Source organism: Acinetobacter sp. 479375 (genome assembly GCF_000581715.1).
GTDB classification, from domain to species: domain Bacteria; phylum Pseudomonadota; class Gammaproteobacteria; order Pseudomonadales; family Moraxellaceae; genus Acinetobacter; species Acinetobacter ursingii.
On sequence record NZ_JEZN01000005.1, the window covers coordinates 99,056 to 124,794 of the forward strand.

General features: G+C 39.7%; 22 protein-coding genes. 8 read left to right on the forward strand and 14 right to left on the reverse strand.

Going from position 1 to position 25,739, the window contains the following annotated elements; genetic code table 11:
• Positions 1 to 71: 71 nt before the first annotated feature.
• Complete coding sequence (locus J500_RS06230; protein WP_004998400.1) at positions 72 to 494, reverse strand: OsmC family protein; 423 nt, start codon at positions 492 to 494, stop codon at positions 72 to 74.
• 149 nt (positions 495 to 643) lie between these two features.
• Between J500_RS06230 and crp the strand changes: the two genes are divergently transcribed.
• Positions 644 to 1,351 (forward strand): cAMP-activated global transcriptional regulator CRP, encoded by a 708-nt coding sequence (crp, locus tag J500_RS06235; RefSeq protein WP_004989690.1) that lies wholly within the window; start codon positions 644 to 646, stop codon positions 1,349 to 1,351.
• Between the two features lie 148 nt (positions 1,352 to 1,499).
• On the forward strand, positions 1,500 to 2,546 hold the full coding sequence (locus J500_RS06240; protein WP_004998401.1) for an NADP(H)-dependent aldo-keto reductase: 1,047 nt from the start codon (positions 1,500 to 1,502) through the stop codon (positions 2,544 to 2,546).
• A 57-nt stretch (positions 2,547 to 2,603) separates the two neighbouring features.
• Here J500_RS06240 and J500_RS06245 read toward each other — a convergent pair whose 3' ends face one another.
• The 6 genes from J500_RS06245 to J500_RS06270 all read right to left on the reverse strand — a co-directional run bounded on the left by J500_RS06245 (position 2,604) and on the right by J500_RS06270 (position 8,205).
• Positions 2,604 to 3,386, reverse strand: coding sequence for a M48 family metallopeptidase (locus J500_RS06245; protein WP_004998403.1), 783 nt, complete (start codon positions 3,384 to 3,386; stop codon positions 2,604 to 2,606).
• 107 nt (positions 3,387 to 3,493) lie between these two features.
• The gene (locus tag J500_RS06250; protein ID WP_004998405.1) at positions 3,494 to 3,805 is read right to left on the reverse strand and encodes a hypothetical protein; all 312 of its coding nucleotides are present in this window, start codon (positions 3,803 to 3,805) and stop codon (positions 3,494 to 3,496) included.
• Positions 3,806 to 3,898: 93 nt separating this feature from the next.
• Positions 3,899 to 5,218 carry an adenylosuccinate synthase gene (locus tag J500_RS06255; RefSeq protein ID WP_004989707.1) on the reverse strand — a complete coding sequence of 440 codons (1,320 nt, stop codon included), beginning with the start codon at positions 5,216 to 5,218 and terminating at the stop codon, positions 3,899 to 3,901.
• A gap of 69 nt (positions 5,219 to 5,287) precedes the next feature.
• Positions 5,288 to 6,454 carry an ATP phosphoribosyltransferase regulatory subunit gene (locus J500_RS06260; RefSeq protein WP_004998409.1) on the reverse strand — a complete coding sequence of 389 codons (1,167 nt, stop codon included), beginning with the start codon at positions 6,452 to 6,454 and terminating at the stop codon, positions 5,288 to 5,290.
• Positions 6,455 to 6,606: 152 nt separating this feature from the next.
• Positions 6,607 to 6,948 (reverse strand): hypothetical protein, encoded by a 342-nt coding sequence (locus J500_RS06265; RefSeq protein ID WP_034698764.1) that lies wholly within the window; start codon positions 6,946 to 6,948, stop codon positions 6,607 to 6,609.
• Positions 6,949 to 7,182: 234 nt separating this feature from the next.
• Positions 7,183 to 8,205: a type I glyceraldehyde-3-phosphate dehydrogenase gene (locus J500_RS06270; protein ID WP_034698767.1), complete on the reverse strand. Its 1,023-nt coding sequence runs from the start codon at positions 8,203 to 8,205 to the stop codon at positions 7,183 to 7,185.
• A gap of 422 nt (positions 8,206 to 8,627) precedes the next feature.
• Here J500_RS06270 and alaS point away from each other — a divergent pair, with 422 nt between their 5' ends.
• The 3 genes from alaS (at position 8,628) to csrA (ending at position 13,113) form a co-directional block, all read left to right on the forward strand.
• On the forward strand, positions 8,628 to 11,264 hold the full coding sequence (gene alaS, locus J500_RS06275) for an alanine--tRNA ligase (protein ID WP_034698770.1): 2,637 nt from the start codon (positions 8,628 to 8,630) through the stop codon (positions 11,262 to 11,264).
• Between the two features lie 66 nt (positions 11,265 to 11,330).
• A complete protein-coding gene (locus J500_RS06280; protein ID WP_034698773.1) occupies positions 11,331 to 12,611 on the forward strand; it encodes an aspartate kinase in 1,281 nt (426 codons plus the stop codon).
• Between the two features lie 247 nt (positions 12,612 to 12,858).
• On the forward strand, positions 12,859 to 13,113 hold the full coding sequence (gene csrA / locus J500_RS06285) for a carbon storage regulator CsrA (RefSeq protein WP_004989721.1): 255 nt from the start codon (positions 12,859 to 12,861) through the stop codon (positions 13,111 to 13,113).
• A gap of 67 nt (positions 13,114 to 13,180) precedes the next feature.
• Here the strand turns inward: csrA and rnhB are convergent, their stop codons facing one another.
• Together rnhB and J500_RS06295 are read right to left on the reverse strand one after the other, a co-directional pair.
• Positions 13,181 to 13,753, reverse strand: coding sequence for a ribonuclease HII (gene rnhB / locus J500_RS06290; protein ID WP_034698776.1), 573 nt, complete (start codon positions 13,751 to 13,753; stop codon positions 13,181 to 13,183).
• A 6-nt stretch (positions 13,754 to 13,759) separates the two neighbouring features.
• Positions 13,760 to 14,149, reverse strand: a complete 390-nt coding sequence (locus J500_RS06295; protein WP_034698779.1) for a hypothetical protein — start codon at positions 14,147 to 14,149, stop codon at positions 13,760 to 13,762.
• A 222-nt stretch (positions 14,150 to 14,371) separates the two neighbouring features.
• Here J500_RS06295 and J500_RS06300 point away from each other — a divergent pair, with 222 nt between their 5' ends.
• Entirely contained in the window at positions 14,372 to 14,926 is a 555-nt protein-coding gene (locus J500_RS06300; protein WP_004998419.1) for a cytochrome b, read from the forward strand.
• Between the two features lie 67 nt (positions 14,927 to 14,993).
• On the opposite strand, the gene J500_RS06305 is transcribed toward J500_RS06300, so the two are convergent.
• The 3 genes from J500_RS06305 to J500_RS17515 all read right to left on the reverse strand — a co-directional run bounded on the left by J500_RS06305 (position 14,994) and on the right by J500_RS17515 (position 17,991).
• Positions 14,994 to 15,992, reverse strand: coding sequence for an adenosine deaminase (locus tag J500_RS06305; protein WP_034698782.1), 999 nt, complete (start codon positions 15,990 to 15,992; stop codon positions 14,994 to 14,996).
• 62 nt (positions 15,993 to 16,054) lie between these two features.
• A complete protein-coding gene (locus J500_RS06310) occupies positions 16,055 to 17,374 on the reverse strand; it encodes an NCS2 family permease (RefSeq protein WP_004989736.1) in 1,320 nt (439 codons plus the stop codon).
• A 410-nt stretch (positions 17,375 to 17,784) separates the two neighbouring features.
• On the reverse strand, positions 17,785 to 17,991 hold the full coding sequence (locus J500_RS17515; RefSeq protein ID WP_010588781.1) for a hypothetical protein: 207 nt from the start codon (positions 17,989 to 17,991) through the stop codon (positions 17,785 to 17,787).
• 851 nt (positions 17,992 to 18,842) lie between these two features.
• Here J500_RS17515 and J500_RS06320 point away from each other — a divergent pair.
• The gene (locus tag J500_RS06320; RefSeq protein WP_004998426.1) at positions 18,843 to 20,297 is read left to right on the forward strand and encodes a SulP family inorganic anion transporter; all 1,455 of its coding nucleotides are present in this window, start codon (positions 18,843 to 18,845) and stop codon (positions 20,295 to 20,297) included.
• Positions 20,298 to 20,384: 87 nt separating this feature from the next.
• Here J500_RS06320 and J500_RS06325 read toward each other — a convergent pair whose 3' ends face one another.
• Positions 20,385 to 22,622 (reverse strand): TonB-dependent receptor, encoded by a 2,238-nt coding sequence (locus J500_RS06325; RefSeq protein ID WP_004998428.1) that lies wholly within the window; start codon positions 22,620 to 22,622, stop codon positions 20,385 to 20,387.
• A 298-nt stretch (positions 22,623 to 22,920) separates the two neighbouring features.
• A complete protein-coding gene (locus J500_RS06330) occupies positions 22,921 to 24,267 on the reverse strand; it encodes a dicarboxylate/amino acid:cation symporter (protein ID WP_004998429.1) in 1,347 nt (448 codons plus the stop codon).
• 442 nt (positions 24,268 to 24,709) lie between these two features.
• Between J500_RS06330 and J500_RS06335 the strand changes: the two genes are divergently transcribed.
• Positions 24,710 to 25,717, forward strand: a complete 1,008-nt coding sequence (locus J500_RS06335) for a glycosyl transferase family protein (RefSeq protein WP_034698786.1) — start codon at positions 24,710 to 24,712, stop codon at positions 25,715 to 25,717.
• The last annotated feature ends 22 nt before the right edge of the window (positions 25,718 to 25,739 follow it).

Consider the following 25,739-nt stretch of genomic DNA (forward strand, 5'->3'; position numbering starts at 1 on the left):
TCTAAAAGAAAAAGCTGACAGTTTGTCAGCTTTAACCTTACAGATTTCATCAAATTATTTTCAAGCTAAACTTATTCAGCCTCAATAATTTCAAAATCATGAGTAATATTGACACCACCATCAGACAGCATTTTACTGGCCGAACAGTATTTTTCTGCGGAAAGCTCAACTGCTTTTGCCACCTGCTTTTCTTTCACTGCTTTTCCAGTCACTACAAAGTGCAAATGGATGTCGGTAAAAACGGCTGGGATGGCATCCGCGCGGTCTGCTTTTAACTCACATACGACATTGGTCACATTTTGACGTGCTTTCTTTAAAATCGTCACAATATCAAACGAAGCACACCCACCAAGTCCCATTAAGATCAGCTCCATCGGACGTGGGCCACGGTTTTCACCACCATATTCGGCAGAGCCATCCATCACGACTTGATGACCACTTTCAGATTTCGCTTCAAAAGCAACATTCTCTAGCCAATGAACACTTGTTTGCATTGCAACTACCCAAAAAAAATTATAAATTTACATAGTTCTTGTACACTAGCATAAAATGAGTTGATAAGGAATTTCATCTCTTGTGTGTGAATACGCTCATTTAGGTCTTGTGCGATCTTTTTTATATATCCTAATCGGAAAACTTAAGCATGACGTCAAACTTTTCACAACTCAGCACCGATGCTTTGTCTCCAGGTCAACTACCAGAGTCAGTCAAGGCGCTTTTAAAACGTGCTCATATTAATCGCTATCCAAAACGCACGACGATTGTTGACGCAGGTACCGAATCAAAATCGCTTTATTTGATTTTGAAAGGCTCCGTTTCAATTATTTTACGTGAAGATGATGAACGTGAAATCGTAGTTGCTTATTTAAATCCTGGGGACTTTTTTGGGGAAATGGGTCTCTTTGAATCAAATCCACAGCGTACAGCAGAAGTTCGTACACGTGATGTCTGTGAAATTGCCGAAATTTCATATGACAATTTCCACGAACTTAGTAAGCAATATCCAGATTTAAGCTACGCGGTATTTGCCCAATTGGTACGTCGTCTGAAAAATACGACCCGTAAAGTCACAGATTTAGCATTTATTGATGTTTCTGGTCGTATTGCACGCTGTTTGATTGATTTATCTGCTCAGCCAGAAGCCATGATTTTACCAAATGGTCGTCAAATCCGTATTACACGTCAGGAGATTGGCCGTATCGTTGGTTGTTCCCGCGAAATGGTCGGTCGTGTTCTTAAAACGCTTGAAGAACAAGGCATGATTGAAACCGATGGTAAAGCGATTCTCATTTTTGATGCATCATTAGAAGAGAAGTCTCTGGATGATACTGATTTTGATGACGAAGAATAGAATTTCGTTTTATCTGATAAGAAAAGCAAACTTTATCGTTTGCTTTTTTTTATGAAAAATATCTAAGATACAAAAACATACATACAACCTACAGCAAATCATTTAAGTTCAAAAATGTCAATTTTCAATGGAAGTTAAGGATCAGGTTATGCAATATCATGCATTGGGTGATTCAGGCATTCAAGTGCCTGAAATTTGTTTAGGCACCATGACCTTTGGAGAACAGAACTCCCAGCCCGAAGCTTTTGATCAATTAAATTATGCACTGGAAAATGGCTTATATTTCTGGGATACCGCAGAGATGTACTCTGTTCCCCCCAAACCTGAAACCTATGGGGCGACCGAAACTATTATTGGGAACTGGTTTGCACACCATGCCCAACGTGAAAAAGTGTTTCTAGCATCTAAAATTGCAGGACCAGGTTTCGGTGGCAGCCATATTCGTGAAGGTCATACCCAATTTGGCAAACATATTGAACAAGCACTAGATGGCTCTTTAAAGCGTTTACGGACCGATTATATTGATCTCTATCAATTGCACTGGCCAGAGCGTCATACCAACTTCTTTGGTGGTTTGGGCTATGCAAACGCAGAAGCCGCTGCACATTATGAAATCGAAGCCATGCAAGACACTTTATTGGCTCTCCAAAAAGAAATTGAGCGTGGGCGCATTCGTCATATTGGCTTATCCAATGAAACGCCGTGGGGAACCATGAAGTTTCTACAACTTGCGGAAAAGCTAGGTGTGAGTAAATTCGTCAGTGTACAAAACCCGTATAGCCTATTAAACCGAACCTACGAAATTGGTATCTCTGAAATTGCCAAATTTGAAGGCGTTGGACTCCTTGCCTATTCGCCATTAGCCTTTGGTTATTTAACTGGCAAATTCCGTCATGGCGCTCGCCCTGCAAACGCCCGTGTGACTTTATTTTCGCGTTTTACCCGCTACAGTAATCCTCAAAGTGAATGGGCAACCGAGCAATATGCTCAATTGGCTGAAAAACATGGTCTCAGCTTGACCCAAATGGCACTGGCTTTTATCAAACAACAATTCTTTGTAAGCAGTACGATCATTGGCGCTACCAGTCTGGATCAGTTAAAAGAAAATATTCAAGCTTTCGACATTACGTTGGATGAAGCAGTGTTAAAAGGGATTGAAGAGATTCATACCCAACAACCTAATCCTGCACCTTAAGCATAAAAATAGGATGCCTGATGGCATCCTATTTTCTGATTCTGACATTGAATAAAATTAACGGCGATTATTATAAACAGCCATCGCTGCGGGTAAATTTTTACGCATATCGTCGATACGCTGTGTATTGGATGGATGTGTTGACAAGAATGATGGCCCTGCGCCTGCACCATCAAGTTTGTTCATTTTTTCCCACAGACTAATCGCAGCTTGAGGATTATATCCCGCTTTTGCCATTAGCATTAATCCACCAAAATCTGCACGACTTTCAAGATTACGCGAATAAGGCAAACCCACCCCAACCTGACTTCCCAAATCAAGTGCAGCAGAACCTAGCTGACCAATGCTATCCCCTGCATAAGCTTTACCGATATTGAGTGCTAAACCAGTCAGAGCTTCAGCGCCAATTTTACTTTTTGAATGTTCTTCCAGCGCATGTGTCATCTCATGTCCCATCACCGCAGCAATTTCAGCATCCGTAAGGTTCAGTTTATTCACAATACCTGTATAAAACACCACTTTACCACCAGGCGCGACATAAGCATTGACTGTATCTGACTTCAACACTGCCAGTTGCCATTGAAATGGCTGACCCGTTTGATTCATCTGGTTTGCATAAGGAACTAAGCGTTGCATCACCGTATTAATACGACGATATGTGGCGGAAGATGTATCCAACTGACCCTTTTGTCGCGCTTCAGTTGTCATTTTACTGAAGCCCTGTGCTGCTGTCGCATTGAGGGTTGCAGAGTCTGCACCTGCCATGTCCGCAAAGGTCGCACAACCGCCAAGTGTCATCATCGTAGCGGTTAAAAAACTAAATACTATTTTTTTATTCATTAAAAGCATCTCCTTACAAGACAAAACTATTTAACTTGATGTTTTGACGTGCATTATAGATAAATGTTTGAAATAAATGAGATGAATATCATTAGATTTATGTAATTCTATCGAAAAATAAATAAAATCCATGAAATTAAACAAATCACATTCACAATAAAATAAAATCTCAATAGTGGCTTAATTTTATCTTCAAGATTTAAATCGTTTCGCTTAAAAAGCAAATAAGCATTTTGTAATAAAATCACAGGCAAAATAACACAAGCAATAATCACAGTTAGGCCCATAAAAGCTGCCATAAATAGATTTACATCATTGGTCTGTAAAGAAATAATCCACATGGCAATCGTGGGCGCACCGCCAATTGCAAATAACAGCGAATAAAAAATCGTTTGTGCAATATGTGGTTGTAGCTTCATGCCGACGTTATTTTCCCATTTTTATATAAAAATCAGTTTTATCATAAAAGAAAAGCACCTACTTAGGTGCTCTCTTTAGTCGTAAGAACGTGTTTATGCAGAAAATGGGTGGCGTAGCACAATTGTTTCAGCACGATCTGGGCCCGTTGAAATAATATCAATTGGGCATTCGATTAGTTGTTCAATACGTTTTACATAGGCCAATGCATTTGCAGGAAGTTGATCAACACTGGTCAAACCTACTGTTGAATCTGTCCAGCCTGGCATGGTTTCATAAATCGGTTTTAAACTTTCAAATGAAACTGCATCCGATGAACCAATACAACCAGAATCAGTATTTTCATAACCGACACAGATTTTGACTTCTTCCAAACCATCTAGTACATCAAGTTTAGTCAAGCAAATTCCTGAAAGTGAGTTTACATCGACTGAACGACGTAGAATTTCAGCATCAAACCAACCACAACGACGTTGACGACCCGTTGAAGCACCAAACTCATGGCCAACAGTACCCAAATGACGACCAATCGCATCACCTGTATCAGTCGCAGCATCATAGTGCAATTCAGTTGGGAATGGGCCTGCACCTACACGTGTGGTATATGCTTTTGTGATCCCTAAAACATAATCCAAATGCAATGGCCCCATACCCGAACCAGAGCTTACGCCACCCGCAGTGGTGTTTGAACTGGTCACATATGGATAAGTCCCATGGTCGATATCAAGTAACGAACCTTGTGCACCTTCAAACATGATGGCTTTACCATCTTTACGATAGTCGTGTAGAACCTGAGTCACATCAATAATTAATGGTGCTAAAACTTCACGCCATTGATTACAAAGTGCCAATACATCTTCAAACTTAACAGCTTCTACACCGTAGAATTGAGTCAATTGGAAGTTATGTAGCTCAAGCATTTCCTGAAGTTTTTCTTCAAGTGCTGCACCACCACGCACCAAGTCTGCAACACGCACAGCACGACGAGCCACTTTATCTTCATACGCTGGACCAATACCACGACCAGTCGTACCAATTTTGGCATTGCCGCGTTTCTTTTCACGCGCCTGATCCAGTGCAATATGGTTTGGCAAAATCAAAGGACAGTTTGGAGAAATACGTAAACGCTCTTTAACTGGAACGCCTTCTTTTTCCAAAATATCCATTTCTTCAATGAGAGCAGCTGGAGAAAGCACCACGCCATTACCAATTAAGCACAGTACGTTATCACGTAAAATACCTGATGGAATGAGGTGTAAAACAGTTTTCTTTCCACCTACGACAAGAGTATGACCTGCATTGTGCCCACCTTGATAGCGAACCACAGCTGCCGCTTGATCTGTGAGCAGGTCGACGATCTTACCTTTACCTTCGTCGCCCCATTGGGTACCAAGTACCACAACATTTTTGCCCATAATAGCCTCATTACATCATGCTGTTAAAATTGAACGTTTATTTGCTGTGCATGTCTGACAAATAAACCCTTAAATCTTTTCGATCTGCCATGTACCGTTTACATGTCGCAACTGATGCGTTGCATAAGGAACTGAGCTTAAGTCATCTTCGCCTAATAACTGAATCACAGCCAAACCCTGTTGGCGAGCGAAAGCTATGGCTTCTAACAAACTTTGATCCTGACCATTTGGTGCGACAATCGTTTCAATCTGTTTAAATTGCCCTGCACAAAGCGCATACAAGTCACAACTAAACCCTGTTGCAGGACGCGCACGACCAAAATGCTCACCAATGCCATCATAACGACCACCCTGTGCCAGTGGTGCAGCACGATTAGGGGCATAAACCGCATACATTAGACCAGTGTGGTAGTGATAACTACGAAGTTCGACCACATCAATACCGATTTGTAGCGCTGGCCAGCGTGACTGAATTTGGATCAGTGTCGATTTAAGTGCGTTTAACGCGTCTTGGAAGGCGACATCATTCAGCACTTCATCACTTAAATGGCGCTCAAGTGCATCAAGATCACTGGCATAGCGCCCAAGGGCATAAAAGTCTGATCCAAAAGCTAAATCTTGGGTAAATTCTTCTAACTCTGGAAGTGCTTTACGTTGATACAGATCAGATAAATCTTGTTCCGTCTGTTTATTTAACCCAGCGCGTTCTACCAAGCTACGGAACAAGCCTACATGTCCCAAATCCAGATGAACACCGTCTAAAGCTTTGGCTTGTTGAATTAAACCCAACATCACATCGATCATTTCAACATCAGCTTCGATGCTGTCATGACCATAAAGCTCCGCCCCCAACTGCAAAGGTGCACGAGAAGAATTAAAATTTTGTGGTTTGGTATGAAGAACTGTACCCGCATAACAATAGCGCGCTACACCTTCGATAGAGCGAACATGAGCATCAATACGAGCAACTTGAGGGGTCATATCTGCACGAACGCCTAATAAGCGTCCAGAAAGTTGATCTATCACTTTAAAGGTGACTAAATCCAAATCATGATTTGATTCAGATAATAAAGACAACGATTCGATGTATTCGATAAATGGTGTATACACCAACTGATAACCACGAGATGCAAGAAAATCGAGTGCATGTCGACGCAAAGTTTCTACGACTTGCGCTTGTTCTGGTAATACATCTGCTACCCCATCAGGTAACAACCATGTCTCTGAAATCGGCATGTTTCAAACCTAAAATTTGCTCAAGGCGGAATCAATCCGCATAAAAAAATCGGGAACACACCCGATTTCTCCAAGTCTAACACGTTCGTAGTTGCCATGCACCTGAGAATTTTAGGAAAATTAAATTTATAGCTTGGCTTTTGATTTGATGATTATTTCAGGTCATCTTTCTCAGACTCATTGAGGCGCTTGAAATCTTCTGCATGCCCCACATATTGAGTGATCAGAGCAATCAGTTCTGCATTCTGCAACTCTAAAAGTTTCGATTTTTGCACGGTTTGATTGAGCAATTCTCGATCAACCTGAACACTTTTTGCAAGATCCTGCATAATTTCCAAAGTCTTTTTCAAATTACTTTCAAGCATCACCACTTTTTCTTCAAGTTTGTGATGCTGAGTTTCTTCAGTGAATGAATTTTGCTCTTTGCGAAATTGCAAGACAACTAAAATTAGAACCGCAATCATTAAAATAATAATAAATAGCCAGATAAGCATTGTTTTCCCCTGAATTTCTTGCGTTATTCAAATTATGTTGATCAGCCTTCTTTCATCATTGTTTAAACCTTTTTTTTATATTTCCCCTACTAGGGAGAAATAAAAGGCACTTATACACTGATAAAAAGAAGTCTATTAAAGATATCTCAAAAGTATCCGTGTTGATTTAGATTTAATTTAAATCATAGAAGCTTTAAGTTTTGAAATATAAAAAAGCAACACGTTCAACTTAGCTTAATGAAATGATTCACACAAATCTAGCAATCGGTTGGCATAGCCCCACTCATTGTCATACCACGCAAAAACTTTTGCTTGGCGACCCACGACCATAGTTTGACTTAAATCGACAATCAATGAATAAGGTGAATGATTAAAATCACTTGAAACAAGTGCTTCATCTGTCACAGACATAATTTCGGCATAGTCATTTTTTGCCGCTTTTATTAATACTTCATTTAAATGATGCACATTGACTGGATTTTGCGACACAAAACTGAGATCAATTGCAGCGACATTGATCGTTGGCACTCGAATCGAATAACCATCAATTCGATTTTCCATTTTAGGCATCACTCTTTTCAGCGCATTTAAAGCACTCGAGGTGGTCGGAATAATGTTTTGTCCCGATGCGCGAGCGCGACGTAAATCACGATGTGCATGATCGAGTACCGACTGATCGGCAGTCACTGCATGAATTTCAGTCATCAGCGCAGTTTCTATCCCAAAGGCATCATCAATAATTTTGACTAAAGGTACCAGCGCTTGCGTGGTACATGAGACACTGGAAATAATACGATCTGTAGCTTTGACTTCTGATTGATTGATTCCGTAGACAATCGCGGCATCCACCTCATCAAAGGGTGCAGCACCAATAATGACGCGTTTAGCGCCTGCCCCTAGATGTCGAATTGCATCGGCGTGTGAACGAAATAATCCAGTGCACTCAAGGACAACATCTACTTCTAAAGTTTTCCATGGTAAATTTTCAGGCGCCTCTTCACGAAACACCTGTAGCTTTAATTCACGACCAAATGCCTGTATATGCAAGAAGATTTTCTCATCTTCGATCTTGATCGCAACCTCACCGTGAAAACGACCATGCGTCGTGTCATATTTAAATAAATGCACCAATGTCTCGACATCAGCGATGTCATTAATCGCCACGATATCAAAATGAAATCGTTTTGGATTTTCAAACCATGCACGTAACACATTTCGGCCAATTCGACCAAACCCATTAATGGCAATACGTTGCATGATTTATCCTTTTATATAAGCGATCAGGCTCTATGTTAAAACATTGATTATCACGATGATACAATTGAATCGAGAGTTTAGACGAGTTTGTTATTTTTTAACCAATCAGCAACTAACATTAACGATCATTTGGTTTCCCTATGATTTGTGAATTAAGCTGAATTGCCTTAACAAATATAGGTATTCTGGAAATTTACTGCTTTTTTGATCACATACGCTGACAATTCTCGATCAAACGATTGCATAGAATTGTCATCATTTCTCGGTAAAATCATTGGTTGAACAGGGTTTTTCCGTTATAATTTGGCGCTTTTGAAATCTACGCCACGCATTCATCCTTCATCGTTTTTGTTTAAACGATGCACTGTCTGCATATAGCCTATTTGAATTTATGGAGTGACTTGGTCGTGAGTACTCGTTTTATGACATCTGCTGAAATTCGTGAAGCTTTTTTGCGTTATTTTGAATCGCAAGGCCACACACGTGTCGCGTCGAGTTCACTTGTACCCGCCAACGATCCAACGTTGCTGTTTACTAATGCCGGCATGAACCAGTTTAAAGATTGCTTTTTAGGTCTGGAAAAACGCGATTATGTGCGCGCTGTTTCATCACAAAAATGTGTGCGTGCAGGCGGTAAACATAACGATCTGGATAATGTCGGTTATACTGCCCGTCACCATACTTTCTTTGAAATGCTCGGTAATTTCTCTTTTGGTGATTACTTCAAAGAAAATGCACTTAAATTTGCATGGGACTTTTTAACCAGCGAACAATGGTTAGGCTTACCGAAAGATAAACTTTATGTCACGGTTTATCATACCGATGATGAAGCTTATGACATCTGGAATAAAGAAATTGGTTTAGCGCCTGAACGCATCATTCGCATTGGCGATAATAAAGGCGAAAAATACGCATCTGATAACTTCTGGGCAATGGGTGATACTGGACCATGTGGCCCTTGTTCTGAAATTTTCTTTGATCATGGCGATCATATCTGGGGTGGTTTACCCGGTACGCCTGAAGAAGATGGCGACCGTTTTATCGAAATCTGGAATAACGTTTTCATGCAGTTTAACCGGACTGCGGATGGCGTATTGCACCCACTTCCAGCTCCATCGGTCGATACGGGTATGGGCTTGGAACGTATTAGTGCGGTATTGCAACATGTCAATTCAAACTATGACATTGATCTATTCCAGCATCTGATCAAATCTGCCTGTGAAATTCTTGGCGTTCAAGATCAAGGTCAACCGTCACTACGTGTTGTTGCAGATCATGCCCGTTCTTGCTGTTTCCTGATTGCTGATGGTGTTAATCCGTCTAATGAAGGTCGTGGCTATGTGTTGCGCCGTATCATTCGCCGTGCAGTACGTCATGGTAATAAACTTGGTGCAACAGGTACGTTCTTCTATAAAATGCTTCAGCCTTTAATTGATGTCATGGGTGAAGCTTACCCTGAACTTAAACATGATCAGGCACGCATTGAAGCGACTTTAATTAAAGAAGAAGAACAATTTGCCAAAACCCTTGAGCAAGGCTTAAAACTTCTCGAAGGTGAACTTGCGCAACTTACTGGCAAAGTGATTGCGGGCGAAACGGTATTTAAACTGTATGACACTTATGGTTTCCCAACCGATTTAACCGCGGATATTGCCCGTGAACGTGATCTGGAAATCGATGAAGTCGGTTTTGAACGTGAAATGGAAGCACAGCGTCGCCGTGCACGTGATGCAGGTAAATTTGCAGTCGACTACAACAGCATTGTTAAAGTGGAAGGCGAAACACAATTTGATGGCTACAATGCAACCGCAGGTCAAGGTCAGATTGTGGCTATTTATAAAGATGGCGAGCAAGTTGACGAAGTTGTTGAAGGTGATGAAGCCTTAATCGTTTTAAATCAAACCCCTTTCTACGCAGAAAGCGGTGGTCAGATTGGCGATACGGGTCTATTCAAAAACGAGACAGGGATTTTTGAAGTTCAAGATACCAAAAAATCTGGTGGTGCATTTGTGCATCAGGGTATCGTCACCATGGGTAGCTTAAAAGCCTCTCAACAGGTTGAAGCGACCGTTAAAGCAGACATTCGTGCTGCAACTGCGCGTAACCACTCCGCTACCCACCTTTTACATGCTGCACTTCGTCAAATTTTAGGCACACATGTTCAACAAAAAGGTTCATTGGTTGCCAGCGACATTTTACGTTTTGACTTTGCCAATGACCAACCCGTGACTTTTGAGCAATTGCAACAAGTTGAGCAATTGGTGAATCGTGAAGTGATTGCCAATACAGCTGTTGGCGTTGAACTACTCGATATTGAATCTGCCAAAGCCAAAGGCGCCATGATGTTATTTGGTGAAAAGTATGGCGATGAAGTTCGCGTACTTTCCATGGGTTCAGTCATTGACGAGCGTAACTTCTCGATTGAACTTTGCGGTGGTATTCATGTACAACGCACGGGCGATATTGGTCTATTCAAAATTACGTCTGAAGGCGGTGTTGCGGCGGGTATCCGTCGTATCGAAGCAGTCACAGGCACCAAAGCGCTTGAAATCGTGCAAAAAGTAGATACCGATATTCAACAGATTAATAGCTTATTAAAAGCACAAAAAGATCAAACAGTAGAACGTGTTCAGGCTGCGGTAGAACATACCTCAGCGTTGCAAAAGCAAATTGAACAGCTTAACCAAAAGTTAGCAAACTTTCAGGCGGCTGAACTTTTAAGCCAAGTTCAAACCGTTGCAGGTCGTTCTACCCTGATCACCACTGTTCACAACATGGACGCGAAATCACTTCGCAACCTACACGACAGTGTAAAATCAAAATTAGAGGATGCCGTGATTGTATTGGCAGGGGTAGAAGATGACAAAGTCAGTCTGATTTCATCTGTCGCAAAACAATACACAGCTCATCTAAAAGCAGGCGATATCATTAAACATCTTGCAGCCGAACTTGGCGGTAAAGGTGGTGGTAAACCTGACTTAGCACAAGGTGGCGCGCCACTAAACGAGAAGTTTGAACAAGTTATGACAGCTCTCCCTGTCTGGCTTGAACAGTACTAAGACTTCACTTTTGTGTAACTGACTCTGAATTAAGCCTCTCAGAGTCATGGCTTATATGGAACAACTATGGCATTAATCGTACAGAAATATGGCGGGACCTCAATGGGGGCTCCTGAGCGCATTTTAAATGTTGCTCGTCGTGTGAAGCGTTGGCATGATCACGGCCACAAGGTTGTAGTGGTGGTTTCTGCAATGAGTGGTGAAACCAACCGCTTACTTGCACTTGCCAAGGCCATTACCGAAACACCTGATCCGCGTGAATTAGACCAAATGGTGTCTACAGGTGAACAGGTGACGATTTCCATGTTAGCAATGGCACTTAATTCAATTGGTGTAGAAGCTAAATCCTATACAGGTCGTCAGGTTGGAATTAGAACTGACAGCGCGTATAACAAGGCACGTATTGAAGCGATTGATACTGATGTCATGACGGCCGATCTTGATGTCGGTCGTGTATTGGTTGTCGCAGGCTTTCAGGGTGTCGATGATGAAGGTAATACCACGACATTAGGTCGTGGTGGTTCTGACACCACGGGTGTTGCGCTTGCTGCAGCCTTAAAAGCAGATGAATGCCAGATTTATACCGATGTGGATGGTGTTTATACCACTGACCCACGTGTTGCACCAAAAGCCAAAAAAGTGGATCGTATTTCTTTTGAAGAAATGCTGGAAATGGCCTCTTTAGGCTCTAAAGTCCTTCAGATTCGTTCAGTTGAATTTGCAGGTAAATATCAAGTACCACTGCGTGTCTTGTCTAGTTTTGATAATGACGACGACGGTGCATTTGATGAAGACTTTAAACAAAACGTAGGTACTTTAATTACCACTGAGGCAGAAGACGATATGGAACAACCGATTATCTCAGGTATCGCATTTAACCGTGATGAAGCTAAGCTGACCATTTTAGGTGTAGCTAATGAGCCAGGTGTTGCTGCTAAAATTTTGGCTCCAATCAGTGCTGCTAATATTGAAGTCGATATGATCATCCAAAATGTCGAAGAAGATGGTACGACTGATTTCACATTTACTGTCAATCGTGGTGATCTTGCCAAAGCTGAAAAAATTCTGAAAGAAACCGCAGCAAATATTGGCGCGCGTGAAGTTGCAACACGTGATGATATCGTCAAAGTATCAATCGTCGGTGTGGGTATGCGTTCTCATGCGGGTGTTGCAAGTAAAATGTTTATCGCTCTTGCAGACGAAAGTATCAATATTTTGATGATTTCAACTTCAGAAATCAAAATTTCTGTCTTAATTGAAGAAAACTATTTGGAACTTGCAGTTCGTACGCTACATACCGCATTTGGTCTGGATCGTGAACATGGTGAAAGTAGTGCACGTGCATAAACTTTGATCAAACAAATTGTGAAATAGATCACTTTTCAACAATTTGTGTCAAAAAAATAGAGCCACTGTAGTTTTTTCTATAGTGGCTCTGTTATATTAGCACCTATGTATTTAGAAAAATTAAGCAGCATCATTAAATACAACATCTTTTTTATTGATTCTGTTAATTATTTCTCTAATTCTGAGGTTGTAATTTCGGTTTCTTAAACCACTATCGCAGGTTTAGCGTTTTAGCAAGGAGATAAACATGCTGATTCTGACCCGTCGTGTCGGAGAAACATTAATGATTGGGGATCAAGTCAGTGTAACTGTGCTTGGCGTTAAAGGTAATCAGGTTCGTATTGGTGTGAATGCACCAAAAGAAGTATCTGTGCACCGTGAAGAAATCTACCAACGTATTCAACACGAACGTGCCATGCATGAACACCTTCAACATCTTGATCAAGACTATCAGCCTTCATTTGAAGATGATAATTTCTCTCAAAACAATTTTAATCGTTAAGAATATATTGTTGTTGATGATTAAAGCGGCTTACAAGCCGCTTTAAATATTTCTATAGCCTAGATGATCAAACATCCAGTGCGAGTGCTTTCTTTACAGGTGCATAGCTACGACGATGTTCATCGATCACCCCATGACTGGTGATGGCTTCAAAATGAGCTTTGGTAGGATATCCCTTATGTTTGGCAAAACCAAAGACAGGATATTTCTCATCCAGTGCCTTCATTTGTCGATCTCGCGCAACTTTGGCTAAAATACTGGCCGCACTAATTTCAGCATGGCTTGCGTCACCTCCAACAATCGCCTCACAACTGATACTCATTCCTTTTGGAATTTGATTACCATCCACAATCACTTTACTTGGTTGAATTTTCAGGTTATTTACAGCGCGATTCATGGCCAGAAAAGTCGCCTGTAAAATATTGAGTTCATCAATTTCAGTATGCGTTGCTTCCGCAATTGACCAAGCCAACGCTTTTTCCTGTATCTCAACAAACAGTTTTTCACGTTTTTTTTCAGTCAGTTTTTTAGAATCATTTAAGCCTTGAATCGGGTTATTCGGATCTAGAATAACCGCCGCAGCGACCACCGACCCCACTAATGGCCCTCGCCCTGCTTCATCTACACCAGCAATCATCATAATGATTTATTTCGTCAAAGTTTGTTGGAACGTTTCATTTACACAGGCGGTTACCGTTTTCGACACCACTTGACCTACCATTGCGGCTCTTGCATTTGGATCAAAGGTGGCATTTGCCAAATCAGCAGCAGTAACGCTATAAGGTGCTTTTTCACTGACACAGCCACAAATTTCAGTTTGAATATCCTGTTTTTGATCAGCGGTCATCAGTTTAGAAGCAGTTTGCCAAGCAGGAATAGTATTGATTTCATTCATACATTTGTTATTTACCGCAATTTTCAAGGCAGTCATGCCTAATTGCTCTGTGGTATTTGTCGCTGTGTTCATCGAACCATCTGTTGCACAACCTGTTAAAAGCAAGACAAATGCAGTCAAACCAAATAGTGATTTTTTCATCGCTGTTTCCAAAAAAGTTTTAGCTATTTTGCCTAAAGCCTGCTTACGATGAAATAACTAATTTGTAGAAAAGCGCTAAATTAAATCAATCACCACTAGATATGTATGGCGGTTTTGATCGTTTCATTAAAAAAACGCTTCGTTACAGTAGCCCCATTTTTCCAAGGTGTCTTCTCGTCTATTCTCGCGTGATAATTCGCAATTGTAAAAGGGCATCATTTCATGTCTAACTCTAGCCAGTACTACACCAGAACGGCACAATATTTACACTGGATTATGGCTATTATCTTTATTACGGCGTGGATCATTGGTTTTTATAGTGGTAATTTTTTAAGCTATGAAACTGACGGCAGCTTTAAAGGTGATGTCATTACTCTTCACAAGAATATTGCAACGACCATTATTTTTCTTGTCATGATTCGACTTTTTTGGCGGTACACCCATCCTGCGCCACAACTTCCAGACAGTATGTCCCCTTTAATGAAAAAACTGGCACATGCAGGTCATTTAGCCCTATATTTTATTTTATTGGCATTGCCCATTACTGGCTGCTTGTTTAGCTGGAGCGCTGGACACCCTGCACCTGTGCTTTATCTGTTTAATATCCCTCAACTGATTGGTGAAAATCCTGAAGTGATGGCGATCGTGAAACCGATGCATATTTATCTGTCATGGTTTGCAGGGCTTCTTGTCGTTGGACACATTTTGGCAGCACTTAAACATCATTTTATTGACAAAGATCATGTGTTGATCAGCATGACCAGACAACCCAAATAATCCCTTAAACAAATTCCATAAAAAACGCATCTCATTCAGATGCGTTTTTTAATTCAATATTCTATTTTTATAGCTGTTGGATAGTTGCAATCCATTTCTGCTTTTCAGCAGAATCGATAAAAGATGCTTCAAATGAATTGATCGCCAATTGTTTTAGCTCATCATTGGATAAATTCAAAGCTGCATGAACCGCAAGAAAATTATCATTCATATAACCACCAAAATAAGAGGGATCATCTGAATTAATGGTGACATGTACGCCTTGTTTGAGTAAACGGTGAATATTGTGTTCAGCCATATCCTCTACGACACAAAGCTTTAAATTACTGAGCGGACAAACCGTTAACGGCATTTTTTCATCAATCAAACGCTGCAATAAAGCTGGATCTTCGTCTGATCGCACGCCATGATCAATACGATTGACCTGAAGCAAATCCAGTGCTTCCCACACATATTCTGGCGGACCTTCTTCACCTGCATGTGCGACAATTAAAAAACCTGCTTCACGTGCTTTAGCAAAAACACGTTCAAACTTGGACGGTGGATGCCCAACCTCACTAGAATCTAATCCAACCGCAATAATGTCATCTTTAAATGCCAATGCTTGTTCGAGCGTTTTAAATGCATCTTCTTCGCTTAAATGACGTAAAAAACACATAATCAGTTGAGAGCTAATGCCTAGTTTGTCTTTTGCATCTGTACAAGCGCGTTTTAATCCGTTCAAGACTGTCGCAAACTCAACTCCACGCTCAGTATGCGTTTGCGGATCAAAAAACATTTCAGTATGCACGACTTTATCTTCAGCACATTTTTCGAAGTATGCCCAAGCCAGATCATAAAAATCCTGCTCATGTACCAAAACATTTGCGCCTGCATAATAGATGTCTAAAAATGACTGTAAATTATGAAAATTATAAGCTTGTTTAATTTCTTCGACCGACTGATAAGGAATCTGAATATGATTGCGCTGTGCGATTTCAAACATCAATTCAGGCTCAAACGTGCCTTCAATATGCACATGTAATTCGGCTTTGGGTAAAACACGAATTAACTCAACTTGATTCATAATAACTCCAAAATAGCAAAGGGCGCAGAAAACACTCTGCACCCTTTTTTCTTCAATAAAAATTATCCGCCAAATACAGCAAACTTAAATGCCCAAAGTACTGCCACGATCCAAACCATATATGGGACAGTTTTAGCTTTGCCTGTCAGTAATTTAATCAAGGCATAGCTAATAAAGCCCATCGCAATACCATCTGCAATTGAATAAGCAAATGGCATAAAGACAATGGTTAAAAACGCAGGAACAGCTTCTGTAATATCTTCCCAATCAATATTGGTGATCCCTTGAATCATCAACACACCAACAAATAAAAGTGCTGGAGCAGTGGCAAAACCTGGTACTGATTGAGCAAGAGGAGCCAAAAACAAACAAGCAAGGAATAAACAAGCGACTACCACCGCAGTCAAACCCGTACGACCACCTGCGGCCACTCCTGATGCAGACTCAATATATGGTGTAGTCGAAGAAGTTCCTAAAGCAGCCCCTGCAACAATCGCAGTCGAATCTGCAAATAAGGCTTTTTTCAAACGCGGTAATTTACCATCGACCAATAAACCTGCACGATGTGAAACACCAACCAGTGTTCCAGTACTGTCGAACAAATCGACCAAGAAGAAGACAAAAATAACGCCAATCAAACTTGCGGTAAATAGTCCTTCAAAATCCATTTGTAGAAAAGTCGGTGCTAATGATGGAATCTCACCAACGACACCTTTAAATTGATTCAAACCCATGAATGTTGAAATGGCTGTAATGACCAGAATACTGATAATAATCGCACCACGGATTCGAAAGTGATGCATCACCACAATCATCAAAAACCCGAGTAGTGACAATAAAACAGTTGGCTGTTTAATATCTCCCAAACCGACTAGCGTCGCTGGATTTGCTACAATAATGCCCGAATTTTTGAGTGCTACTAGCGCAAGGAATAAGCCAATCCCACCCCCGATCGCAAATTTGAGTGACATCGGGATGGCATTCACAATCGCTTCACGAATTTTTAAAAAGCTGATTGCCAGAAAAATAAGACCAGAAATAAAAACTGCGGCTAAGGCAGTTTGCCACGGCACACCCATGCCCAGACAAACCGAGTAGGTAAAATAAGCATTTAACCCCATACCAGGAGCAAGTGCGATTGGATAATTGGCGATTAGCCCCATGACCAAGCAGCCAATAGCGGCAGCCAAGCAGGTTGCGACAAAGACCGCACCATGATCCATTCCAGTTTCAGACAAAATTAGTGGATTGACAATAATGATATAACACATCGTCAAAAAGGTCGTTACACCTGCAAGCACTTCAGTTCTAAAGCTTGTCTTATTTTCGCTTAGTTTAAATAAGCGCTCTAACAAGTCTGCTGAAGGGTTAGGAGTTGACATAACATAGTCCCTACAAAAAGTTTGAGCATACTGTGTTGCTATATGTATATGGTCTTAAAGGAAATATTTATTTGAATACACTTTTAAGACGCATTGCGATTGTATAATGGATTAAGCAATCAATATGCCATTTGCTTATTATTAAAAAGCAATTCCCTATTTCCAAATACGCACTATTAGTAACAAAGTATAAGGTTTAATCACCTGACCAAAACACAAAAAAGCCGCATAGATGTATGCAGCTTCACATATAATTGAAGGAATATGATGTTAAAAATATAAATTGATATCTTTAATGCCTTCCCCCGAAAAGATTATATCATATTATTTATATTTTTGTTTTAGCAATCCAATTCGATAAATCTATGAAATTTATTTAAAATCATTAGCTTAAAATCACAATCTTAAAGCTATTGTATTAGACCCTGACGATGAACACCAGAAAGCGACGAATGTTGATTGTAGTTTGGATTCGCTTCAAGTGTCTTGAGACTATGCTCTGCTTCTGTGATTACTCGACTCACCTGTTCTCTTTTCTTTACTTTAGAATCAAGATAAATACTGTAACCAAGCAGAATCACTAGGCTCGCAAAAATCAAAATAAGTATATTTCTCATAAGCGATATTCTTGTTATCCACATATTTGTGATTTATTTTACCAAAAATAGACAAAAAGCGACACATAAAACATTCTCTTGATACTTTATATGTGATGCATTTTTGAAATTTTTAACCCTTTGTGCATCATGATCTGATCTGGACAATACAGCCTTCAGATCGCTCATTTATTGTTAATCTTTTGATTTAAAATTATTATTTAAATAGTTTAGAACTATTTATGATAACCATCGCGTCAACATCAATCTTATTCTTAAACTCCTTGAGACAATTTAAAAATTTTCATTGTTTCGCTATTCATTGTATTCGTATAATTTTGGTTACTTAAGTATCAAAACTATCATTTTTAGACTTTTGAAAGCACAACAAATGATCTTTAGGTATCAAATTATGAGGACTTAAGCTGGGAAATACAAATATACTCAGCGTATGTCCTGCGATGCCTCAACTAATAAATTATTGTATTATCGTGACAAAATAATGAACGCGTCGCTATTCTACCGTTTTAATGATAAATCCTCGGCCTGATATCATGATATTTTTAGGATGATTCAGATTGGCATAAAGTGACTTTTTTTGTCAGCATATACATCTTCTTTATTCTTCACTTTTTTAAGTTCAAGTTTAGCAATCACCAACTGACTCATCTGCTCGCTTTGGTTCTCTGGCTAATGGTGCTACACTAGCGGCTCGTTTCAAAATCTCTTTTATTTTATGCAAATCACGCCACCTTAATTGATTGTTTCTTTTATTTATCAATTCATCACTGTCTAGTGATGTGGTGTCGTCGTGTGTGTAAATATCACATCACTAGCCTTTAATCATATACAAATACTCTTACAGGCTATTTATGTTTCAGCAAATTCGTCAAGAATGGTTCTCCAATATTCGCGGGGATGTTCTTGCAGGCTTAGTCGTTGGACTTGCTCTTATTCCAGAAGCAATTGCATTTTCCATTATCGCAGGTGTTGATCCTCAAGTTGGCTTATATGCCTCATTTTCCATGGCGGTTGTCATTGCTTTTATGGGCGGTCGACCTGCCATGATTTCCGCAGCTACAGGCGCTATGGCATTATTGATGGTTAGCCTAGTCAAAGAACATGGACTAAACTACCTTCTTGCAGCAACAATTTTGACAGGTATTATTCAAATTATTGCGGGGCAACTTAAACTCGCCAAACTGATGCGCTTTGTCTCCAAATCTGTGGTGGTTGGTTTTGTAAATGCTTTGGCTATTTTAATTTTTATGGCACAACTTCCTGAATTATTACATGTTTCGTATCAGGTTTATGTATTTGTGATTTTAGGGCTCGCCATTATTTATTTATTTCCTTATGTGCCCAAGATTGGCAAGTTAATTCCCTCACCCATGGTCTGTATTATTGTCATTACATTCTTGGCGTTATTTTTAAACTCACATGTACGAACCGTCGGTGATATGGGTCATTTACCCAATAGCCTACCGCATTTCTTTATTCCAGATATTCCGTGGAATCTTGAAACTTTATGGATTATTTTACCCTATTCCTGTGCATTGGCAGCAGTAGGATTATTAGAATCGATGATGACCGCGACTATTGTGGATGAACTGACGGATAGTTCGAGCGATAAACATCGTGAGTGTAAAGGTCAGGGTTTTGCCAATATCGTGACTGGTTTTATGGGTGGTATGGCAGGGTGCGCCATGATTGGACAATCCATGATTAATGTAAAATCTGGCGCGCGCAAACGTCTTTCAACTCTCGTTGCTGGTGTTTTTCTACTGATATTAGTTGTGTTTATCAGTGATTGGTTGCGGGTCATTCCTATGGCAGCATTGGTTGCCGTGATGATTATGGTTTCTATCAGCACTTTTGATTGGGGATCGATTAAAAACTTTAAACATAATCCTAAAAGCAGCAATATTGTCATGATAGCCACAGTCATCGTGGTGGTTGCAACTCATAATTTGGCAATTGGGGTTTTGGTTGGGGTTCTCCTTTCTGCATTATTTTTGGCGCAAAAACTTGAAAATGATGTACATATTGAAACTTCTCGTCATGGCGACACACGCATTTATGATGTACGTGGTCAATTATTCTTTAGCTCTTCGGAACGTTTCTCTCAGGCTTTTGATTCTCAGGAAAATGTTAAACAAGTCGTTATTGATTTAACGCATTCTCACATTTGGGATGTGACAACAGTCGCTTCTCTCGATAGCATTATTGAAAAGTTCCAGAAAAATAATATACAGGTCACTGTAAAAGGCCTAAATGAAGCAAGTTCGATCATGATCGATAAGTACGGTAAACACGCCAGAATTTAAAAACGCTCACTCTAAGAGATAAAAAACCGTGCAATTCATTTGCACGGTTTTTTATTAAAAGCTTATTTGAGATTTAAAACTGAAACTTTAGAACTGATAATTAAGACGAACCAAATAATTTCGTTGCGCACCTGGCATCGCGTTAGAGCGCCAGTATTCTTTATCGGTGAGATTATTCACTGCGAAAGTAATCCCCCAATGCTCATCCTTATAACCCAAAGCTGCGTCTAGGCGTGTCCAGCCCTCAATCTTGTTCAGATTGTTATCTGCGGTATAAAATGATCCCACGTAGGTGCCACCAATTTCAGCATAGACTCTTTCAACGGGTAAATAACGTATAAATAAATTACCTGTATTTTCAGAGATATTGGCAAGACGATTACCTTTTAAGCGGCTGGTTTCTGCTACTGTAGCGCGAGTATCTTTTTTCCATTTGGCATCGGTATAACCATATCCACCGCGTACAAAGACATTCTCTAAGACACGACCAATAAAACTGAATTCAACACCCTTTGATTGTTGTTGCTGTCCGACTTGCCATTCATTAGGTTGATTTGTTGGATCTGGCTGATAGCGAATATTATTCTTGGTAATATCAAAAACCGATAACTGTGTATTTAAACGCTGCTCGAACCAATCGCTTTTAACCCCGACTTCGTATTGTTCATTGTATTGAGGTTTTGCATCATAGACACTGGTATTATTCACATTTGGATCAATACTGATCATGCCTCGCCCACCATAAGGAGCAAAACTTTTACTATATGAGGTATAAAAACTATGCTGATCTGTTGGCTGCCAGACAAAGCCAAAATTTGGGCTTAAGCTTTCGCCATCATAGCTTTTCGATACATTTACAGGCTTACTATTTGCAACCTGTGCCTGTGTTTTAAATTCAAATGTATCGTAGCGAATACCGAGCATCATTTTTAAAGTTGGAGTAAGTGTCACTAAATCCTGTAAGAAAAACGCTAGATTTTCAGCATCGTGATGGTTAATGGTCGTGGTTGCTTTATGGGCATTTACAGGCAAATCATCATAATAATCTGAAGGATTATAAGGATTGATATAACCATAATAACTTTGACTACCGCTTGAATAGTTACCAAGCTTTGGATCTCGATCCTCATGTGTCCAATCACTACCAAACATAATTTGATGTTCAAGACGACCTGTATTAAATTTGCCTGTAATATCAAAAGTATTAAGTAATGTTTTATTCATAGTTTCTTGCCATGCATAACTTTGGCGTAAATATCCCTTCCAAGTACACGCTGCACCCGTGATTTGTTTACCATTCAAATCACACCATGTTCCACCAAAGAAATTATCAAAATTTTGATAGGCTTGACGGTAACTAGCCGCCCAGTGGAATTTCCACTCAGGTGCAAATTCATATTTGAGATCTGTACGAATAGTTTGAAGTTCATCTTCTATATAATCAGTTGGACGCGCAAAACCTGTTTTTAATGAGACATCTTTCGGCAAGTTTTCATAACTTGGCCCTCGGTCAGGAGTACGGTCCAATTTATCGTAGGTATATTGTGTCGTCCACAACAAAGTATGATCATCATTGCGATAGCTAATACTCGGTGAAAGCATTTCTATTTGCGAACCAATTCCTTTACGGAAACTATTGGTATCGGCCTTTTCACCTGTTAATCGGACTGCCCAGTGATCATTTAAAGCTCGATTAATATCTATGGTTGCCCCAACATTATTGTAGGAACCTGTATAAAGCCCAACTGTACTTTTTGAATCAAAATTGGCAAATTTTGTGACCATATTGATCACGCCACCACCTTGACTTCGACCATACAGAACTGAAGCAGGCCCTTTTAGTATCTCGATTCGTTCAACATTGGCTGTGCTACGGCGTAACTGACCGCTTTCACGCACGCCATCACGGTAAATGTCACCTGCATCTGCGGCGAAACCACGTAAATAAATACCATCGCCACGAGTATCGTAACTGGTCGATATTCCGGGTGTGCCTTGCAGCATAATACTTAAATCGTTAGCACCATATATTTTATATTTTTGTACATCGATAGTATCGATGGTTTGTGGAATATCTTTCTTCTTTAGACCATTACGCGTGACATTTGCTTCATCATAGTCGATATAACTTTTGACTGGATCAAGTTCGCTCATTGCTTCAATTTTAATGGTAGGCAAGACTGCTTTAGTCGTTTGTAGCTCATCAGTATTTAGCGATTCATCAAGATCTTTTGCAAATCCAGAATGAGTTTGCACAATCATCATTGCTAATAAACTCAGCTTAAAGGCGCTTATACGCTTCATTTTTAAATTAAATTGATTCATTAGAAAAATTACTCAGACTTAAAATATTTAGTAAATAAAACTTGTGCATACTAATAAAAAACATTCTCATTTGCATTACTGTTTTAATACAAATTGATCATTCTGAGTACAATCAATTAAGCTATTTTTAATAATTATCTTCAAAAAATTGAAAATTCAACTATATTTTTAAGAAATAAAATACAATCCAATGTGATAACAAACTAAATATAAATAAGAAAATTTTTAAAAAAATGAAACTTTTCCTATAAAAAAGGGATAACCGAAGTCATCCCTAAATATTACATGTTTTGATTAATTACGCAGCAGACCGCTCATTCTCTTCAAGCATTTGACGATCAACTTCTTCAGGGTTATTCAATGCATTCTGAAGTTTTTGCATATCCAATGCACCGACCCATTTCGCAACGACAATCGTTGCTACACTGTTACCCGTTAAATTCGTCAAAGCACGTGCTTCAGACATAAAGCGATCAATACCTAAAATCAAGGCAAGTCCCGCAACTGGAATATGCCCCACCGCTGACAAAGTTGCAGCCATGACGATAAATCCAGAACCTGTGACTCCTGCTGCACCTTTCGATGAAATCAATAGCACAATTAGCAACGTAATCTGATGTTGAATATCTAGTTGGGTGTTGGTGGCCTGAGCAATGAAAATTGCAGCCATGGTCAGATAAATCGAAGTACCATCCAAGTTAAATGAATAACCTGTCGGAATAACCAAACCGACCACCGACTTTTCGCAACCTGCGATTTCGAGCTTTTTCAGCATTCGCGGTAACACTGATTCTGACGAAGATGTCCCCAGTACAATCAGTAATTCTTCACGGATGAGGCGTAACATTTTGAAAATACTGAAACCACACACACGGCTGATCGTGCCCAGTACAATAAAAATAAACAACAAACACGTGACATAGAAGCACAAGATAAGTTGTCCAAGTTGTACCAAAGAACCAACACCATATTTACCAATGGTAAAAGCCATTGCACCAAAAGCACCGATCGGCGCAAGCTTCATGATCATATTCACGATGTTAAAAAATACATGTGAAATTTGATCAATCAGTTTCAACACAGGTTTACCTGCATCGCCTAATTTATGCAGTGCAAAACCGAATAAGATAGCAAACAGTAAAACTTGTAAAATTTCACCATTGGCAAATGCGCCTACTACCGTTTCAGGAATGATATGCATCAAAAATTCGACGGTAGACTGGGACTGACCAGAGGCAACGTATTTCGCAATCCCTGCTGTATCGAGTGTCGCTGGATCGACATTCATCCCCACACCAGGTTTGGCAATATTAATTACCAAAAGACCTACAATCAGTGCGATGGTTGAAACGATCTCAAAGTAAAGTAATGCAATTCCGCCAGTCTTACCGACAGATTTCATACTCTCCATACCCGCGATACCACTAACCACCGTACAGAAAATGACAGGTGCAATAATCATCTTAATCAGACGAATAAATGCGTCCCCCAGAGGTTTGAGTTGTTCTCCTAACCCCGGAATATTTTCTTTGACACCATCTACGATTTGGGTTGTGCTTGGATAAAAATGTCCAACCAAAACACCTGCGATAATGGCAATGATCACTTGAAAATAAAGTGATTTGTAAATCGGTTTTTTAGCCATAACTTTACGTCAACAAATATTTCTAAGCCCTTAGAAATATATCTATAAAAATATCTATAAAAAATTTATAGACAGCCCTTTAGCCCACTTGTCTGAATGACTCATGGCGGAAGTTCTTTTACAAGAAAACTTTCCTTAAGATGAAAAACAATATGTTTTTCAAAACAGTCTCACGACTTAAAACGTTCCGATCAAACTAGAACTTAATCTGTTTAAAGAAAAATGGGAGGTAACGAATAAATCGTTAATAAAAATTAAACAGTACTAAAATGCCGAGAGTTTACTGCAATTCCTCTTTTTATCGGTTACAAAATCCATTTTTCGGCTATTTTTTAATCAAAAATAGTGTAGACATTAGTCTAATACCCTTAAGAATAATTCTTTCATTTTATTTTTATGTCATAGTGATGCTATTCATTTTTCAACGAAATATTGACCGCATATGAACACTAAGAAAAATCTATATAAAGACAGTGAACATCCTTTTGCCCAATATGTACGAATACTCGGCAAAGGAAAAACAGGTTCGCGATCATTAAATTATGAAGAAGCTTATGCTGCTTTTTCCATGATTTTGAAAGGAGAAGTCTTGGATGTTCAGTTGGGTGCCTTTTTAATGTTGCTAAGGGTGAAAGAGGAATCTGTTGAAGAGCTCACGGGATTTGTACAAGCCACCAAAGATCAACTGAACTTTCAGCCATTAGATGTCGATCTGGATTGGTCATCTTATGCGGGTAAACGTAAACATTATCCGTGGTTTCTATTATCTGCACTCACCTTAGCAAAGCATGGTTATAACATTGTAATGCATGGTGCTGCGGGTCATACCATTAACCGTGTGTATACTGAACAAGTCCTTCAATATTTGGACTATCCAATTTGTAGATCTCAACAAGATGTTAAGCAACAATTACAGCAACAACATTTTGCTTATTTACCTTTGGACGTAATTTCCCCTGTCCTGAGTGATATGATCGATTTACGGAATGTCATGGGGCTTCGTTCACCTGTTCATACTTTAGCGCGTTTAATTAATCCCTTTAATGCCAAAGCTACCCTGCAAGCCATTTTTCATCCTGCTTATCGTAATTCACACCAACAAGCAGCGTATCAACTGGGCTATAAAAATAGTGCGGTGATTAAAGGCGAAGGTGGTGAATTTGAGCGTAATCCTGATGCAAAAACGCTTATTTGCGGTATTAAAAATGGTGAATTGTATGAATACGAATTGCCTAAATTGACCCCCGAACGTAGCCCAACTGAAGATGAACTTGATTTAGCCACATTTAAACAAGTGTGGTTGGGTCAGACGAGTCATGAATATGGTGAAATGGCAATTATTGAAACGATGGGTATTGCGCTATATACCATGAATGTGGTTGACGATTATGTTCAAGCGATGCAAAAAGCAAAAGTGCTTTGGAATACTAGATTCGACAAAGCACTTTAAATACCATGAAAACCGATACGTT